This is a genomic window from Sphingobacterium sp. UBA2480 (assembly GCF_002341965.1).
Lineage (GTDB): Bacteria > Bacteroidota > Bacteroidia > Sphingobacteriales > Sphingobacteriaceae > Sphingobacterium > Sphingobacterium multivorum.
On record NZ_DDPA01000007.1, the window covers coordinates 699,730 to 716,629 of the forward strand.

The window sequence follows — 16,900 nt, forward strand, 5'->3', positions numbered from 1 at the left end:
ACATTTGAATTGATTGAAAAAAGGCCTAAGTTTTTTATTTAGGCCTTTTTTAATGCTTAATCTTATGTTCATGAACCCTTGTCAAGAGGTTTTTTATGACTTTTTTTTACTCCTACTTTTGATCCAGTTCAATGCAATAGTGCTAGGTTCGCTAGATGCCGAAAGGCTTGTATTGTGATCTAATAAAGGAAATAGGCAATATTCGAAAGGCTTTCCTTGTACTTTAAGTGCATTGAGATGTTCAATGGATAAACCTACAGGTATTTGGATATCTTTGGATCCAAAAAGCCAGAGCCCTGGAGTTGTTATCGTTTTAAGTGGTGTCATGGGATCGGTATTTGTAAATTGATAGCGATCCGGATCATTCGCCACATGTTGTCGGGCATCGGCTTCCGTATGTTTATCCCAAAAATCTTTTTTTCCATTCGTAAAGAACTGGAAGCGGAGCTGCTCACGGGCAGGGATAACTGCTCCACTGTACAAAACAAAAAAGTCGATCAAAGGATTTTGGTTAGTCGCTAAGGGAATGATCCATCCCGCTTGGCTGAATCCAAGTAGTCCCATTGGAATGTTCGCCTTCCCGAGTTGCTGATGGAATGCTTTTACCGCTGCTTGTGCATCTTTGGCCAGCAGGTGGAGGTTGGCAGAGTCGATATTATTTGTACCGACCTCAGGGCCAGCATAGGTTCCCTCAGATTTACCAACTCCGCGCTTGTCATAAGTAAATACAGCAATACCGTTTTGAGCCAAATATGAGGCAAACTCCATCATCCTTTTCTCTTGTCCAGAACCATGGATAAGGACAATGGCCGCATGGGCACGGCGAGGCTGAAGTATGGTTCCTGTTAACTTAATACCCTCACTTTTAAATACAATATCTTTTGTAGACCAGTCTAAAGATTGAGCTTTTGCATGTTGCGCGAAGAGTAGGCAATACATGGCGACGAGAAAAGGTAGCGTACGAAGTGTAATCCGCTGTAAGGGAGCATAGTTCGTCAGGGAACAGTTTAATGAGGAGGATTTAGGCATAATTAATTCGGTGTTAAATTTATTTTTGTCTAAAGTAACGAGTTTAAATTTAAAAAGTTTGTGCTTTTCGGTGGACTGTAGGTTTGAATCGGTAAATCGTCCTGTTTTTGCTGTAAATGGCGGATCAAAATTCCCTTGAATCGTCTGCTTGGTTTTTTGCAGATAGCCATGTCCATTCTTGAAAAAGGTTTACAAAAGGTTTAACACGGCTTTTACTTTACGGTTGGTCTAATACGACTCTCACTTCACAGCTGGTCTTTTACGGGGTTTTGATTTGTCTATATTTATTTGGGTAAAAACTAGTGGTCAAATTTGATTTTATTCCGTTTTATAATCGTTATTTCTACGGAACTTATTCGGTCTTTATTCGCTTTCATCCGAATGAAGTCCGAATGAGGTCCCTATAAAGTCCGTATTAGCTCCCTGAAAATTAAGAAATTTGTGAGAAATAAAATAGCGACGGAATAAGATTCGTTAACAGTGTTTTAAGTTTTTCTTTCTTGTTGTATAACGTAATATATCCTTTATCAAAAGTTAACATCTGAAAATTATTTTTGAGCTGAATGAAGCGATTGTTCCTGCGGTAGTTTTCCTTAAGGAAAACTCAGCAAGTAAGAAAAACTCAGCAAGGACAACCATAAATCTTATGAAAGAATACTATGCACATTTTCTGCAACATGATTCCTCTCTTAGGGGAAACCGATCTTAGTACTGGACTCCTTATTGTTTTTGCCCTTTGTTTATTTGCCGTTGTGGCCTTTGAATTTGTCAATGGCTTTCATGATACCGCGAATGCTGTTGCAACGGTCATTTATACCAAAGCACTTAAACCAATTGTAGCCATTCCTTGGTCTGGTTTTTGGAATTTTCTAGGTGTTTTTGCAGGCGGAATAGCCGTGGCTATGGGAATCCTTAAATTGGTGCCGCTGGATACCTTAATGGCACTCCCGGTTTCCGTAGGCGCTTGTCTGGTCCTTTCTGTATTATTGGCTGCTATTATCTGGAATTTGGGGACTTGGTATTTTGGTATTCCTTGTTCGAGTTCACATACCTTGATTGGTGCCCTTATCGGGGCTGGTATAGGCTTCACCTGGTATTACGGTGGCAGCGGTGTCAATTGGCATAAGGCTGAAGAAATTGGTCTTTCTTTGATTCTGTCACCTTTGATTGGCTTTGGTCTAGCGGTATTACTGATGCTCTTTTTGAAGCATGTCGTCCGTTATAAAGCACTTTTTCACATCCCACAAGGAGAAGATGACAGACCCCCATTTTTAGTACGGGGTATTCTTATACTGACCTGTACATTGGTCAGTTTTTTTCACGGTAGCAATGATGGACAAAAAGGAGTAGGGCTGTTTATGTTGATCTTAATTGCATTTCTTCCTGCCCGTTTTGCAATAAACCATTCCGTACCAGATGCGGCTGTCATTAAAACGCTCGATCAAACGGAAATCGTGTTGCAGACAATTGCTTCCAGTAATGTTGTTCAAGGAACGATGTTTGCACATGTCCATGAAGAGATTGAGCAAGTCAAGTTGCATTTGATGGATAAAAGTGTAACGGATAAAGCTGGGACGTTTAAATTCAGAAAAGAGGTTGAAGGTTTGGTCAAATCGATTGCTACATTGGAGAGCAATAAACGGATCAATATCAATGCTGAAAATCGTTTGGAGCTCAATCGTAAGTTGGGTGAATTGAAACATCTTACGGACTTTGCACCGATTTGGGTGATCTTAACGATTTCGGTAGCACTAGGTTTGGGAACAATGATCGGTTGGAAACGTATTGTAATAACAATAGGTGAAAAAATAGGAAATGAACATTTGAGTTATGCTCAGGGGGCCTCAAGCGAGATTGTCGCAGCTTCGACAATTGGTATTAGTACCGTATTGGGTTTGCCCGTTAGCACAACGCATGTGCTCTCAAGTGGTATTGCTGGTTCAATGGTAGCTTCTGGAGGAAAGAGCAATTTAAATAAAGGAACACTCAAAAGTATCGGTCTTGCTTGGGTACTTACTTTACCTGTGTCGATTGGCTTGGCTTTAATACTATTTGTATTCTTCCATCTTTTTATTTAGTTGATTGTTACCTGAATGTTTTTGTCATCCACTGACTTTGTACACATGGCTATTGGCAGTTTAATATTAAAACTTAAAAAATGAAACAAATTCTCGTTGCCTCTGATTTTTCAATCAATGCAAGTCATGCTTTGCGTTATGCCTTGTCTTTGGCTTCTCGTTTGCATATGGAAATTGCTGTTGTACACGCCATACACCCGACAGAAGGGATCAACAACAGTACTTATAACGCGATCTTTATAGAAGATTATTACGCTAGAAAACGAGCTGCTTTGCAAGAATGGACTGATCAGGTGGTTCAGGAAAATAAATACAATGGCCTTAAAGTGAGATCTGTTGTCGAAGTAGGTTATCTGCGTAATGTAGTCACAAAGTATGTTGAATATACCGATGTTTCTTTTTTGGTGATGGGAATCACTGGGGCGACGGGCATTAAAGAAATTGTCGGTAGTAATGCAAGTATGGCTGTGACAAAATTGCGTATTCCGACCTTGATTGTACCTCCTGAAAGTAATCTGTCCGCTATTCCGGTCATTACATTGGCAACGGATTACAAAACCACAAAATTGTCTGTGCGTGATGTCAAAGCGCTCAATCGTATTTTAAAACTTTCGGACCCCAAGAAGTTGGAAATTCTACATGTTTCAGAAAGGGATTTGGACGAAAAGCTGGTGCGTAATGGGGAGAAAAAAATGCGTCAGTTGCTTCCTAACGTAACTATCAACTTTAACTATGTGGATGAGGATGATACACGCCCATCGTATGCGATCGTTGATTTTGTGGAAAACAATCAGACCGATATTCTATGTTTGGTCAAACGCAACCATAATATGATTTATCGTTTATTTGCAAGTAGTACGGTGAATGAAGTTCTGAACCGATCGGTTAAAGCGATTTTGGTGTTGCATGAATAGTCTATGTCGAAACTTTTTACGCTATATATCAAGCCGTTTTGGATTTTCCAAGCGGCTTTTTTCTTGCCTTGCCCCATGCTGCAGAACACCTTTGTGGAAAAAATTTGAGTTGTCTGATCCATAGTTTATACACGACTGGTCAATGTATTGCCTTGACCTCATGAGAAAACCTGGGCACTGAGCTTTCGATTTTTTTTTGCATTCTTGGAATGAATTTGTTTAACTTGTGCTGCGAATTGCAACGTAACCAATGTATTTGAAACCTTTATCTGCGGAAAATAAGAAGAATATTGCCATTGATCGAGATGAAAGCTCGTTTAAGGCTTATTTCGTGGCCAATTATGGAGTTTTGAAAACCAATGCGATTTCTTTTATCAAGGATAAGCAGCTAGCCGAAGATGTGGTTTCCGAAGTCCTATGGAAAATTTGGTACCTGGGTCCAGATCTCATGAACATCGCAAATGTCGAGGGCTATTTGCTTCGGGCGATAAAAAACAAATGCCTTAACCTCCTGCGCATCCGCCAGGTCATACTCACTGACGGAACAGAATATCAGGATACGTTGATCGATAAAAATACCCCGGAGCAAATTTTAATATCAACAGAGAGTATACAACGTATTCAACAGGCTGTCGAGGGGCTTCCGCCGAAAACGAAAGAGGCTTTTAAACTGGTGAAAGAGGAAAGGAAAACGTATTTGGAAACTGCGGAAATGATGGGCATATCCAAGAAAACGGTAGACCGACATATTCAAATTGCTTTAGAAAAGCTGTGGTCCTGTATTAAAGAAAAAAAATAATTTTTCTATTGGGGATTTTGGTTTCTTCGGGTGTCTCTACTCCAAATAGACCGAATGCACATGTTTTCATCTGAGGAACAATACTTTTTATTTTTAGCGGCTAAGTTGCTAGCAGGAGAGCTCACATCCGAGGAGAGAATCGCGCTGGATGACTTGCTACGTGTCGACAAAAATAAAAGGGAGTTATTGGCCTATTTAGCGGAGAAGCATGAGGAAGAAGAAGATCTAGAAGCTGAAATAAGCTATGAAAAGTCAAGACCAATAGAGCTTACCACTGTCGAGGATGTAACCGTCCGTCCGTTTATAGGTCGTCGTAAAGTTAAGTTACTATCCATTGCCGCTAGCCTATTTATCGTTTTTGGGGTATGGTCCTTTTGGTTTATCAAAAATGATAAAAAGGTCGCTGGAGATGCGGAATGGCAGACCATTGTTACTGGCAAAGGGGAACGTAAATCGATCAAATTGAGCGATGGCTCGGAAGTATGGCTGAACAATGAAAGTGTATTGCGGTTGAAGGCTGGATTTGGTAAGACTGACCGTGTGCTGGAATTGGTTGGTGAAGGTTATTTCGCTATAGCCAAGAACCCCAATTTACCCTTGAAAATCAAAACGGCGTATGCGGAGGTACAGGTCTTAGGTACAAAATTTAACCTCCGGGCGCTTCCTGATGAGAACACCACGACAACCTCCCTGATCGAAGGGAAAGTGCGTCTAAAGGTCATGGATAATCAGCAGGAGAAGCTGTATGAACTCCTGCCGGGTAATAAAGTGTCTGTGATCAATCAACCTGTATCAACGAATGATCATCGGAGTAAGTCTGTTGTTCAGCAACCAAAAGTGACCTTTGCAAAGCTTGACCTCGTTGATGCCGAAGTTACTGAAACACTCTGGATGAAAAATAGATTGGTTTTCAATGGCGAAGGTTTTGATATGGTTGCAAAGAAAATGGAGCGTTGGTTCGGTAAACCTATTGTCGTCGAAGATGAGCGGCTCGCAAAAGAGCCCATCACCGGCATATTTGACGAAACAACCTGTGAAGAAGTCTTGAATGTCATCAAGCGCACAGGTACTAAACTAAATTATTATACCCAAAATGATACACTTTATGTAAAGTAATATAAAAAAAAGGGTATCCCTCATAGTGAGCAATACCCAAATGTTTTAACCAATGGCATCGGACCCTAGGAAAGTAGGATGCCAATCGATTATTTCTTAAATACCAAAATTATGAAAAAAAAATCACATGTTCTTTATCATGTGCCTATCTCGTATTATCTAAAATGGTTGTTAATGGCCAAATTTTTAATCATTTTCTTATTTGCATGTGTCGCCACCGGATTTGCAAAAGAATCGAAAGCGCAGAAAACAGTTTCTTTACGGTTTGAAGAGATCCGACTCAAAAATCTATTGACTTCAATTGAAGAGCAGACCAAGATCAATTTTATCTACAACGATAACACGATCAATGCGATTAAAATCAAGCATGTTGACGTCCGCAATAAAAAATGGACTGATCTTTTGTTGCCAATTTTAGCCAAGGAATCCTTGGAAATGGATATGGTCAGCGAAAACCGCATTATTATACGTTCGACAGCAAAGATTCAGGATAGAATAGCTTCGGGTGTAATCAAAGATCAGCAAGGAAAGCCTTTGGCAGGGGTATCTGTACGCATAAAAGGTACGGATAAAATGACGCAGTCAAATAGCGATGGTCAATTTTCGCTGGTCGTTGAAAAAGAAAATAGTATTTTACAATTTTCTTATTTGGGATACCTTTCTCAAGAGATTGCCTATCAGCGACAGGCTATTGATGTCGTTCTCCAGGAAGATCTCGCGCAGCTTGAAGAGGTTGTGGTCATTGGGTACGGAACACAGAAGAAAGCAACATTGACGGGGTCGGTGAGCCAGGTTTCGGGGAGCGAGCTGCAGCGATCTCCAGCACCGAATCTGTCCAATTCCCTAGCAGGAAGAATGCCGGGTGTAGTAGCTAATAATCGCTCTGGTGAACCTGGAAATGATCAATCGCAAATCTATATCCGTGGCAAGGGATCTTTGGGGAACAACAGTCCTTTGTATGTCATTGATGGAGTGGCCAATCGCGGTGGAATAGAGCGGCTTAATCCAAGTGATATAGAGACAATTTCGGTCTTAAAAGATGCGTCGGCTGCCATATATGGTGCCCAAGCAGCAAATGGTGTTATTTTGGTTACGACGAAACGCGGTAACGGTGATAAACCGACCATCACCTACGATGGTAATTACGGTTTTTCCGAACATACAAGGACACCAAAGCTGATGGATTCTTATCAGTTTATGGTTTATGATGATGAAATCAATGCACATTTTGGGCGTGCTGAAAAGTATAAAGATATCAAAGGAAAGTACCTGGATGGAACGATTGATCCCTTATTGTATGCCAACACCGATTGGATGAAGTCCGTATTTAAATCTTCTCCACAGACGCAACATTCTCTGTCTCTTCGCGGTGGAGACGAAAAAGTGCGTTATTATGTTTCGGGAGGATACCTCTATCAGAAACCAGGGTTTAGAAATACGGATCTAAATTTTAGGACAGTTCAATTTCGCACCAACTTGGATGCTAAGGTAACCAAAGACCTTTCGGTATTAGTTGAGGTAGCCACCAGACAGGAAAATCGGAATAATTCAAATTACGATATGGGAACCTTCTTTTGGGAAGCGTTCCATGCCTATCCTTTTTTGCCTGACTATTATCCGAATGGATTGCCCGGTCCAGGTCTTTCGTGGGGTAATAATTTGACGATTCTGGCTTCGGGTAAGACCGGCTATCAGCGTGTAAAGGATAATTTTGTCAATACAAAAGCAGGTTTTGATCTCAAAACACCTTGGTTATTAGATGGATTAAGTTTTTCTGGTTACGCAGCATTCGATTCACAATATAGACATGAAAAGAAGCTCAATGATATGTGGGATGCTTATCGTTATAATCCTGCAACAAAGAATTACGATAATATCCGTGAAACAACGGGCGATGCAAATATCAACCTCACTGAAAGAAACGATGATATACGCACTGAGACCTGGAATTTTAAAGTCGGATACGACAAGAAATTTGGCTCACATAGTGTCAATGCTTTCATTGCTTATGAGCAGAGCAAGAACAGAGGTGATTGGTTTTCGGCGTATCGGAGAGACTTTTTAAGCGATGCCGTAGATTACCTATTTGCGGGAAGTGACAATCAAAAAAATAATGACGGAAAAGCAACAATCTCGGCACGTCAGAATTATTTTGGTCGTGTAAGTTACGGCTTTAAGGATAAGTATCTGGCTGATATTACAGTGCGAAGAGATGGCTCACAAAACTTTATCAGCAATGCACGTTGGGGTTGGTTCCCGGGGGTATCGGCAGGCTGGCGTATTTCTCAGGAGAATTTTTTCAAGGAAAATGTGCCTTTTGTCAATGAGTTGAAAATCAAGGCTTCCTGGGGCAAGCTAGGAAACGACCGTGTGGACCCTTTTCAATATATCAGTACCTATGTTCTTGGAGATGGTGCCATGTTTGGTCTTGACCCAAAAAGAACAAAGGGTTTTACTGTCGGAAGATTGGCTAATCCAAATATTACCTGGGAAAAAGTGGATACGAAAAACGTAGGCTTTGAGTCTGTTTTCTTCAAGAATACCTTGAGTTTTGACTTGCAGTATTTTTATTCGATGCGTACGGACATCTTAACACCCAAACAAGCTTCTGTACCACGCTATACAGGATTAACGCTACCTGATCAAAATATTGGTGAAATTTCAAACAGAGGGGTGGAAAGTAGTTTGCTTTACCGCAATAGAGTTAATGACTTTAGCTACTCAGTGGGTGGAAATTTCACTTTTGTACGTAATAAGATTCATTTTTTTGACGAAGCACAAAATACGCCGGAATGGCAGCGTAGGACTGATCACAGCATAGACTCCTGGTTAGTGTATAAGACAGATGGTATTTATCAGAACCAGACGGAGATTGATGCGTCACCACATTTGCTGAATACAATGCCAGGGGATATTAAGTATATGGATGTGGATGGTGATGGAAAAATTACCAGCAATGATATGGTTCGTATCTATGAAAGTCCTATTCCTGAAATTACCTATGGTATCACCATGGGAGCCAAATGGAAAAATTTTGATTTAAATATTTTGTGGTCAGGACAGGGACGTGCAAAACAGATCATTAAACCGGGAAGTTACAACAGAGATGTAACTTATTTTGAGAACAGATGGATTTCTGAAACGGAGACACCCAATGCCCTGTATCCAAGAGCCTTCGACCGTGACGATACATTCAATAGCATGAATTCGACATTCTGGTTAAAGAATGCCTCTTTTTTAAGACTGAAAAATGTGGAGTTGGCGTATTCATTGTCGCCTAAAGTGCTGGAAAAAATCAAAATGAAAAACTTACGGGTATTCATTAGTGGATTTAATTTGTTTTCGATCGATCAGATCAAGATACAGGATCCTGAAGGAACAAATGCAGGTGGTATGTACTATCCACAACAGCGGATTTATAGTGCAGGGGTGAATTTGAGTTTTTAAAGAAAATTTATTGACAGATGAATACAAAGATAAAATTATATATAACGATCTTTTTTGCAAGCTGTTTGACATCCTGTTCAAATTATTTGGATGTTAAACCGTTGGATTCTTTTACTGGAGATGCTATATTCTCGGATCTGAAATTGACCGAAACGTATGTAAATAAGCGTTATACAGAAATACGGGACGGTTTTGGAAATCTTGGTTTGAGGTATATTTCGGACGAGGCATATCACAATTTCAATTCGGGAAATCCTTATTTATACAACAGGGGAGAAGTGACGGCAGACCAATTCGGGGACTATTCCACATGGAATGCTTATTATGAAGCGATTAAGAATTGCAATATTTTCTTTGATAATATTGATAAGTTGAAAGCCGACAAGGGGCAAGTTGATCGGTTGAACGGTGAGATGATCTTTCTTCGCGCATTCTTTTATGCGGATCTAGTCTCGCGTTTTGGTGGTGTTCCGTTGATCACAAAAACTTTCGATCTGAACAGCGATATGATGGTGCCACGTAATTCCTACGATGAATGTATAGACTTTATTGTGAAAGAATTGGATAAAGCGGCTGGGTTGCTCCCCCTCAGTTATGAAGGAAAGGATTTTGGTAGGGCAACTAAAGGTGCAGCATTGGCACTAAAGTCGCGGGTAACATTGTATGCTGCAAGTTCATATTGGAATCCATCCAATGATAAGGCGAAATGGCAAAAAGCTGCTGATGCGGCAAAGGCTGTCTTGGACCTCAACCAATACCAGCTTGATCCAAATTACAAACAGCTTTTTACGAGCAACAAAAGTAAAGAGATCATCTTCATGAAGCAGTTCAATACTGAATTTGGACATTCTTTTGATTGGACCGATTCTCCGAATGGTTTTACAGGTTGGTCAAGAACCTGCGTGCTTCAGGACATGGTCGATGCCTATGAGATGGAAGATGGTTCTATGCCTTCTGCACAGGCCTATGCGGACGGTAAACCTTGGGAAAATCGTGAACCTAGATTCTATGCCTCCATTGTGTGTGACGGTCAGCAGTTTAGGGGTAGAGAGATTGAGTTTTATATATCCTCAACAGGAAACCGGGCGAATAGTGGTAAGGATAGCGAATTTGGTATCGATGATTGGAATGCATCGAAGACCCATTATACGATCCGTAAATTTATGGATGAAAGTTTGCGTAATCCCTGGAATGATAAAAGTGCTCAACCGTGGATTTATATGCGTCTGGGCGAGATATATCTAAATTATGCGGAAACGCAGTATCAATTGGGCAATGAAGAGGTGGCTCGCACGTACATCAATAAGATTAGAGAACGTGCACGTGGTGGGAAGGCAGGTGTGCTTCCTGCGATTACGAGCACGGGTGCCGCGCTTCTGGGAAAAATACAGCAGGAACGACGTATAGAACTTGCCTTTGAAGATCATCGTTTTTTTGATGTAAGACGTTGGAAAATAGCTGAACAGACTGAAAACAAACCGGCGCGAAAAATTACGATTGTGCGGGATGACCAAACGAAGAAGAAAAGTTATAAAATTGAGGTGCTTCAGGAACGGAAGTTCTTTCCGCAGCATTACTTACTTCCAATTCCACGCAGTGAGATTCAACGAAATGCATTGTTGAAACAGAATCCAAGTTACGACTAATCAACCAACCTCCAAGGGTCTGCCCAATGCAGATCCTTGGTTTATTAAATTGCTACTCCTTATGAAAACCTTTTTATTATTTGCGGTACAGACTGTGCTTTCTGTCAGTGTGTTTGCTCAGAAGCAAGATATTTCAATCGATACGGACCAAAAGGAACTCCAAGAGGTCTTCGACTGGGCTAAGCAAAAAGCACGATCTTTTGTTGTTACGGGAACGCGGGGGCCGGTGAATGTTTACAAGAAAAATCAATCCGCAGACAGCGCTTTATATCAACCGGCCTATTGGGCGGGATATCCTTTGCGAACGGCCTTCTATTCGCGTGATTTTTGTCATCAAGCGATAGGAGCGCATCTGTTGGGTTTGGAAGAAGAGAATTTTACGATGCTTCGTTCCTTCGCGGCAAGTGCTACAAAGGAACGAAAGTGGTTTCCTTTGTGGGCGATCAATTTTGATGGTAGCCCTTATACGTTGGACTACAGAAATGACGATGACTTTGTCCGCGAGATACCGGCAGTGTTTGAGTTGGTTGAAAAGAATGCCCAGCTCTATGACTGGACCAAAGATCAACGCTATCTTAACGATCCGGCTTTGTTGTTATTCAACACAAAAGCAGTGAGTGATTTTGTGGCATTGCATGATGTTAAAGCGCCAAATGGTGTGCCCGAAAGCGATGGTTCGGGTAATATTTTCAAAGGCACGGCCACCTACAATGAACACCGTGACCAAACCTTAATTGAAGCCGGTGACGGTATTGGTAGCCAGTATCAAGCCTATTTGGCCTTCGCTAAACTTTCTGCATGGGGTGGCAAGAAAAAGCAGGCTAGGAACTACGCTAAAAAAGCCCAGACCTTGTGGAACTATTTCAATACAGTATGGGGCATAAAAGACAATAAGGAACTGTATAACCGAGGCTACGATAAAAATAATCTCCCGGTGTCTGGTTGGGGAAAAGAAAATTCTTGGTTTCTGCCCTTAAAAGAAATTACCGACCAGCGATCACATAGGCATCTGAAATATTTGGATTATATCGATGCACAACTTGGCTCAAAAGAAGGGCTGCCCGAAAATATTGAATCAATCACATATGTTCCAGAATTGTTTTTCAAATATGGTCAGAACGAACGAGGTTGGAAATGGCTGAAATATATTATATCCAAAATTAATACGGTGCATGCCATGGCTACGTTAACTGGCACCAATGGTGATTACCCCGAAGTTTCCTTTGTGCTGATCAGTAACGTTGTGCAGGATATGATGGGGATCAACCCTGGTGTAAAAGGTAATTCTTTAGAAACTTGCTCCCATCTTCCTCAGGATATTGACCGGCTTAAAGTGTCGAATGTCAAGATTGGTGGCGCAATGTATACGGTAGCGCAACGTGGCCTATCGGAGACTGCCTTGTCGTACAGTGGAGGCGAGGCGATACAGTACTGGCAGGCTGGTTTTCCGGGAAGTCACCCTTATCTTTATTGTAATGGCATCAAGAAGAAAAGTCTTATTGATCAGAAAAATGGTTTTACTTACAGCTATATCGAGGTGAAGATTGACCGCGATATGAAATATACCGTAGCAACTCAACTATAGATCGTTATGAAAATTAAATTATATTATTGGGGCATCATTGCCGTTGGCTTAATACTGCAGTGCAATTTGACGGTAGCTCAAAATTCAAAAAAATGGTCACTATTAAAGGATAATAGAATTGAATGGAAGGTTAAGCAAGGAGAGAATCACGAAGATCATATGGAGATGGCAGGTTTACAATCGGCTGCTGTCGTTTACTATGGTGTTCGCGACGGCCGGCTATTATTGGACAAGAAGGTTGTATTTCCGATGTTACGAACAATTCCCAACAATACCCATGCAAGTTTAACCGTACCCTTTCAGGATAATAAGTCCTTATTGATAAAAGTAGATGGCGTAGCGGTCGATGAGTATCCGCTACGTTTTGTACTTGACGGAAAATTAGCTGTTTATTCAACGACGAACTCACCATTGGAAGTACAGCGGACGTTATTCCCATCCGTCGATAAACCTGTTTTGATTGAACGCGTTAAGTTGGTGAATACAGGGAATAAACCCCTGCGAATCGATCTGATGAACAAGTATTCGAAATTCCTGTCCGATCCTGCGAAAAGTGTTTATGGGCCGTATGTTGTACAGGCCTTATTACGCGATACGCTAGTGCCAAATCTCGAACCAAAGCAAAGTTACCTGTTTGATATTGTGTATGAGGGAAAGAAAATATCAACGCCTGTTTATCAGTATTCTCCATCCTATGAATTGCAGAAAAGAGAGGATTTCGTGAAAAGTTTAGCCGACGATCTCATGCTGGAAACACCCAATGATACGATCAATACAGCATTTGCTTTTGCTAAGATTCGTGCAACTGAAAGTATTTATGATACAAAGGGTGGATTGATGCACGGTCCCGGAGGTTTAAGCTACTACGCTGCTATTTGGGCAAATGATCAGGCTGAATATGCCAATCCTTTCTTTCCTTTCTTGGGCAATCGTAACGGGAATGAAAGTGCCATCAATTCCTTTCGTCATTTTGCCCGTTTTATGAATTCGGATTATAAACCAATTCCGAGCTCAATAGTGGCAGAGGGCGATAGTTATTGGAATGGTGCTAAAGATAGAGGGGACATGGCCATGATTGCCTATGGAGCATCCCGGTATGCGTTGGCCTTGGGAAAGAAAGATATTGCCGTCGAATTATGGCCATTAATTCATTGGTGTTTTGAGTATTTGGAGCGTCAGAAGACAAGTGAAGGTGTTTATCGATCGGATAGTGATGAACTGGAAGGGAGAGCACCGGCAGGTAAAATTAATCTGTCGACAAACAGTATTGCCTATGGCGCTTATCAGAGTGCGGCAGACCTTGCTCATGAATTGGGGAAGGAGGATCTTTCTCAACAATACAGAAAGCGGGCCGAAGAACTCCGTCGTTCGATTGTGCGTTATTTTGGTGCTGATGTGCAAGGCTATTCCACCTACCGTTATTACGACGGTAATACCATCTTAAGGGCTTGGGTATGTTTGCCAATGACCATGGGGATAACCGAGCGGAGTGCTGGAACAATTGACGCCTTATTATCAAAATATCTCTGGACAAACAATGGTGTCCTCACACAATCCGGAGATAAGGTATTTTGGGATCGGGCAACCTTATATGCCTTTAAGGGATTTTTTATGACGGGAGCAACCGAAAGGGCGCTGCCTTATTTTAAGTATTACTCTTCGATGCGTCTTTTGGGGGATCATGTACCCTATCCGGTTGAGGCCTGGCCTGAAGGTGGACAACGGCATTTAAGTGCCGAAAGTGCCTTGTATTGCCGGGTTATAACGGAAGGATTATTTCATATTGTACCCACTGGTTTTCGAAAGTTTAGTATAAGTCCCAGTCTGCCAAAGGAGTGGAACTATATGCGGCTTAGACGAATAAAAGCCTTTGACCGAGTGTTTGATATTGAAGTATCCCGGAAAGGTAAGCAAGAGTTTCTTATCGTGAAACAGCAAGATGGTCGGCTCATTCAGAAACCAATTTTGAGCCAGCAGGCAATCAGTATCACCTTAAATTAACCTAAAAATCTCCACAAGTGATCGTCCTGTGGAGATTTTTCACTATAGTCCCTTATAGTGCGCTGAAACTTTGCATATTTTTCCATGTACATCTAATTCCATATATTCCGCGGAAAGCGAATCGTTGACGCTTTTATAGAAAATTACCATGGAGTTTACGCCCGTAAGTATGTGGTAAAGCTCAAAATGAAGTTCTGGATATTTTTCCAGTGCGCTTTTAAAATAAGCTTTTAATTCTTCTTTGTTGTTTATATTTCCCGCCGTATTCACACCCATTTTCTGAATAATGGGGGAGCGAAAGTCAATGTCTTCACTATAGTGTCGCATAATTGTATCCAGATCGTGTTGATTCCAGGCATCAACCCAATGTTGCGCAAGATCTGCAGGCTGATTAAAATTATCTAGTGTATTCATGTTGTATTAAAAATTAATCGATGTATCTGACGGAATTGTCAAACCAAACCGCTTAAAGCAATATACATAATTTAACTGTTTTATCTGCCGTAAGGATGGATAAACCGTTATTGACCCACAATTTGTTGGAATCGCTAAATTGAACAAACGGTTGCGTTTTGATCAGAGTTGTCAATGCTGATAATTCTCGTTATTATCGTAAGGTTATAGTCTGTTCGTAAGCAGATTGACTATAGTTTGTTCGTTTATAAAATAAGAAAATTGTGAAAAAATATCTATTTCTTGCGGGTATTCAGGTAATGTCAGTGCTAGGGTTATCAGCCCAAACGACAAGGTCAACTGTGCCATTACAGCTATTGGGTACCCGGAGTTGGATCCGTGTAGACACGAAGGATAATCAACCGAGCATGTCCGGAGCGAAAGTCTTTTGGGCAAAAACGAATAAGAAACCGCAAACAGCCAATGCGATATTAGCAGAAGGTGCCAAACGTTATTATATTCAGCAGGTGGAGCCTGAAAGGACCTATTATATCTGGATAGAATCTGCTACAGGAAAATCCTTGGCGAATGGAAAAGTGTATACGAGCAAGAAGTGGCAGCTGGATGATACTGAACTCGATGAGGAGCAAAGGAATCCAAGCTCAAGAGCTGTTCCTATTGGTATGGAAGTCTATTGGCAGGATGAATTTAACGATCAGTTACTTAATCGGAATAAATGGACGACCAACTATTTCTCGTCCCTGAACTATCTGAATGAAAAATCCAAGGATGAAATGTTGCATGATCGTTTGCCACAACCGGCTTATACGTTAAATGGATCAGCGATCAATCTGTATGTCAATGATACCATTCCCAAGCGGATTTTTACGGAGGGTGGCAACCAAAAGATTTCATCCATCCAAACCTACGATTGGAAGTCCAATGAAAATCTATTGGACAACAGCAAAGGTGGGTACTTTGAAGTTAAGGTGAGACGCAACCGCCAGGGTAATCCAAAGGGAACAAATACAGCTTTTTGGTTTGATTCACCAGGACCAGATATTCGTTATTATCTTCAAGAAGGATCTGAAGTGGACGGAATTAAAGGCATTCGTCCCAAGGGACAGCTTTTTGAAATAGACGTTTTCGAGTATATTACAGCTCAATTTGTGATACATGGACATGTCGATCAAAAAGGGGTATTTCAACGTAATCTTGCTACACATATTGCGGAGGGGTATGAACATGTGGGACAATGGGTAACACATGGGGTATTATGGACACCTACCAGTATTAAACATTATATCAATGGAGACCTGATCAAGGAGTATACGAATAAAAATCAGATTTATTCACCCAACCACTTTTTGAATGTATTTCTTGGAGCCTATGGTTCTGAAGGCGGAGTCAATATGGAGGTCGATTATATTCGGGCTTATAATTGGCCTTTAAAGGATGGTAATGAACTGCCGAATCCAGATTTTGAGGGCAAGGCTGGTCTTGCACCTTGGGAAGGAGCAGCGGTCATCGAAGAAGGGCGTGGAGAAAAAGGCAGTAAAGCGGTCGTACTTGCGCCGGGTCAAAAAATAGAGCAATATGTTTATTTGGATCCTCAACAAGACTTCAAGCTTGGCTATTGGAGTAAAGGAGGTAAAGTTCAGGCGGAAGTGGATGATGTTGCTGTCGTAACAGGAAAGTTATCGACTTTAAAGACTTTAATAGCTGATTCAGGAAAGAGAGGTGGAAAACAGGCCGTTGATTTTGTTACTGGCAAGGAGATCAATCCGAATAAAAAAATAGTTCGGATCGGATTTATCAATATAGGAACGGAAAACGCATTATTGGATAATATCACGTTGAAAAAAAGATAGTTATAGTGTTGTTTTCTTAGT

At 41.1% G+C, this 16,900-nt stretch carries 11 protein-coding genes; 9 read left to right on the forward strand and 2 right to left on the reverse strand.

Annotated elements, in window-relative coordinates; genetic code table 11:
- Positions 1-93: 93 nt before the first annotated feature.
- Entirely contained in the window at positions 94-1,029 is a 936-nt protein-coding gene (locus B3600_RS16060; RefSeq protein ID WP_286753678.1) for an alpha/beta hydrolase family protein, read from the reverse strand.
- 677 nt (positions 1,030-1,706) lie between these two features.
- Between B3600_RS16060 and B3600_RS16065 the strand changes: the two genes are divergently transcribed.
- From B3600_RS16065 to B3600_RS16100, 8 genes are all read left to right on the forward strand, one after another.
- Positions 1,707-3,107, forward strand: a complete 1,401-nt coding sequence (locus B3600_RS16065) for an inorganic phosphate transporter (protein WP_286753679.1) — start codon at positions 1,707-1,709, stop codon at positions 3,105-3,107.
- Between the two features lie 80 nt (positions 3,108-3,187).
- Complete coding sequence (locus B3600_RS16070) at positions 3,188-4,021, forward strand: universal stress protein (RefSeq protein ID WP_046675350.1); 834 nt, start codon at positions 3,188-3,190, stop codon at positions 4,019-4,021.
- A gap of 250 nt (positions 4,022-4,271) precedes the next feature.
- The gene (locus tag B3600_RS16075; protein ID WP_286753680.1) at positions 4,272-4,820 is read left to right on the forward strand and encodes a sigma-70 family RNA polymerase sigma factor; all 549 of its coding nucleotides are present in this window, start codon (positions 4,272-4,274) and stop codon (positions 4,818-4,820) included.
- 60 nt (positions 4,821-4,880) lie between these two features.
- The gene (locus B3600_RS16080; protein ID WP_286753681.1) at positions 4,881-5,936 is read left to right on the forward strand and encodes a FecR family protein; all 1,056 of its coding nucleotides are present in this window, start codon (positions 4,881-4,883) and stop codon (positions 5,934-5,936) included.
- A 111-nt stretch (positions 5,937-6,047) separates the two neighbouring features.
- Positions 6,048-9,383: a SusC/RagA family TonB-linked outer membrane protein gene (locus tag B3600_RS16085; protein ID WP_286753682.1), complete on the forward strand. Its 3,336-nt coding sequence runs from the start codon at positions 6,048-6,050 to the stop codon at positions 9,381-9,383.
- 17 nt (positions 9,384-9,400) lie between these two features.
- Complete coding sequence (locus B3600_RS16090) at positions 9,401-11,029, forward strand: RagB/SusD family nutrient uptake outer membrane protein (protein WP_286753683.1); 1,629 nt, start codon at positions 9,401-9,403, stop codon at positions 11,027-11,029.
- Positions 11,030-11,090: 61 nt separating this feature from the next.
- On the forward strand, positions 11,091-12,614 hold the full coding sequence (locus B3600_RS16095; protein ID WP_286753684.1) for a hypothetical protein: 1,524 nt from the start codon (positions 11,091-11,093) through the stop codon (positions 12,612-12,614).
- Positions 12,615-12,620: 6 nt separating this feature from the next.
- The gene (locus tag B3600_RS16100) at positions 12,621-14,615 is read left to right on the forward strand and encodes a hypothetical protein (protein ID WP_286753685.1); all 1,995 of its coding nucleotides are present in this window, start codon (positions 12,621-12,623) and stop codon (positions 14,613-14,615) included.
- A gap of 42 nt (positions 14,616-14,657) precedes the next feature.
- Here the strand turns inward: B3600_RS16100 and B3600_RS16105 are convergent, their stop codons facing one another.
- Positions 14,658-15,029 carry a nuclear transport factor 2 family protein gene (locus B3600_RS16105; protein ID WP_286753686.1) on the reverse strand — a complete coding sequence of 124 codons (372 nt, stop codon included), beginning with the start codon at positions 15,027-15,029 and terminating at the stop codon, positions 14,658-14,660.
- Between the two features lie 263 nt (positions 15,030-15,292).
- Here B3600_RS16105 and B3600_RS16110 point away from each other — a divergent pair, with 263 nt between their 5' ends.
- Entirely contained in the window at positions 15,293-16,879 is a 1,587-nt protein-coding gene (locus B3600_RS16110; protein ID WP_286753687.1) for a glycoside hydrolase family 16 protein, read from the forward strand.
- The last annotated feature ends 21 nt before the right edge of the window (positions 16,880-16,900 follow it).

Coding starts and splice junctions, on each gene's coding strand:
- B3600_RS16085 (WP_286753682.1), top strand. CDS start 6,048: ATGAAAAAAAAATCACATGTTCTTTATCATGTGCCTATCTCGTATTAT.
- B3600_RS16070 (WP_046675350.1), top strand. CDS start 3,188: ATGAAACAAATTCTCGTTGCCTCTGATTTTTCAATCAATGCAAGTCAT.
- B3600_RS16095 (WP_286753684.1), top strand. CDS start 11,091: ATGAAAACCTTTTTATTATTTGCGGTACAGACTGTGCTTTCTGTCAGT.
- B3600_RS16080 (WP_286753681.1), top strand. CDS start 4,881: ATGTTTTCATCTGAGGAACAATACTTTTTATTTTTAGCGGCTAAGTTG.
- B3600_RS16065 (WP_286753679.1), top strand. CDS start 1,707: ATGATTCCTCTCTTAGGGGAAACCGATCTTAGTACTGGACTCCTTATT.
- B3600_RS16105 (WP_286753686.1), bottom strand. CDS start 15,029: ATGAATACACTAGATAATTTTAATCAGCCTGCAGATCTTGCGCAACAT.
- B3600_RS16090 (WP_286753683.1), top strand. CDS start 9,401: ATGAATACAAAGATAAAATTATATATAACGATCTTTTTTGCAAGCTGT.
- B3600_RS16100 (WP_286753685.1), top strand. CDS start 12,621: ATGAAAATTAAATTATATTATTGGGGCATCATTGCCGTTGGCTTAATA.
- B3600_RS16075 (WP_286753680.1), top strand. CDS start 4,272: ATGTATTTGAAACCTTTATCTGCGGAAAATAAGAAGAATATTGCCATT.
- B3600_RS16060 (WP_286753678.1), bottom strand. CDS start 1,029: ATGCCTAAATCCTCCTCATTAAACTGTTCCCTGACGAACTATGCTCCC.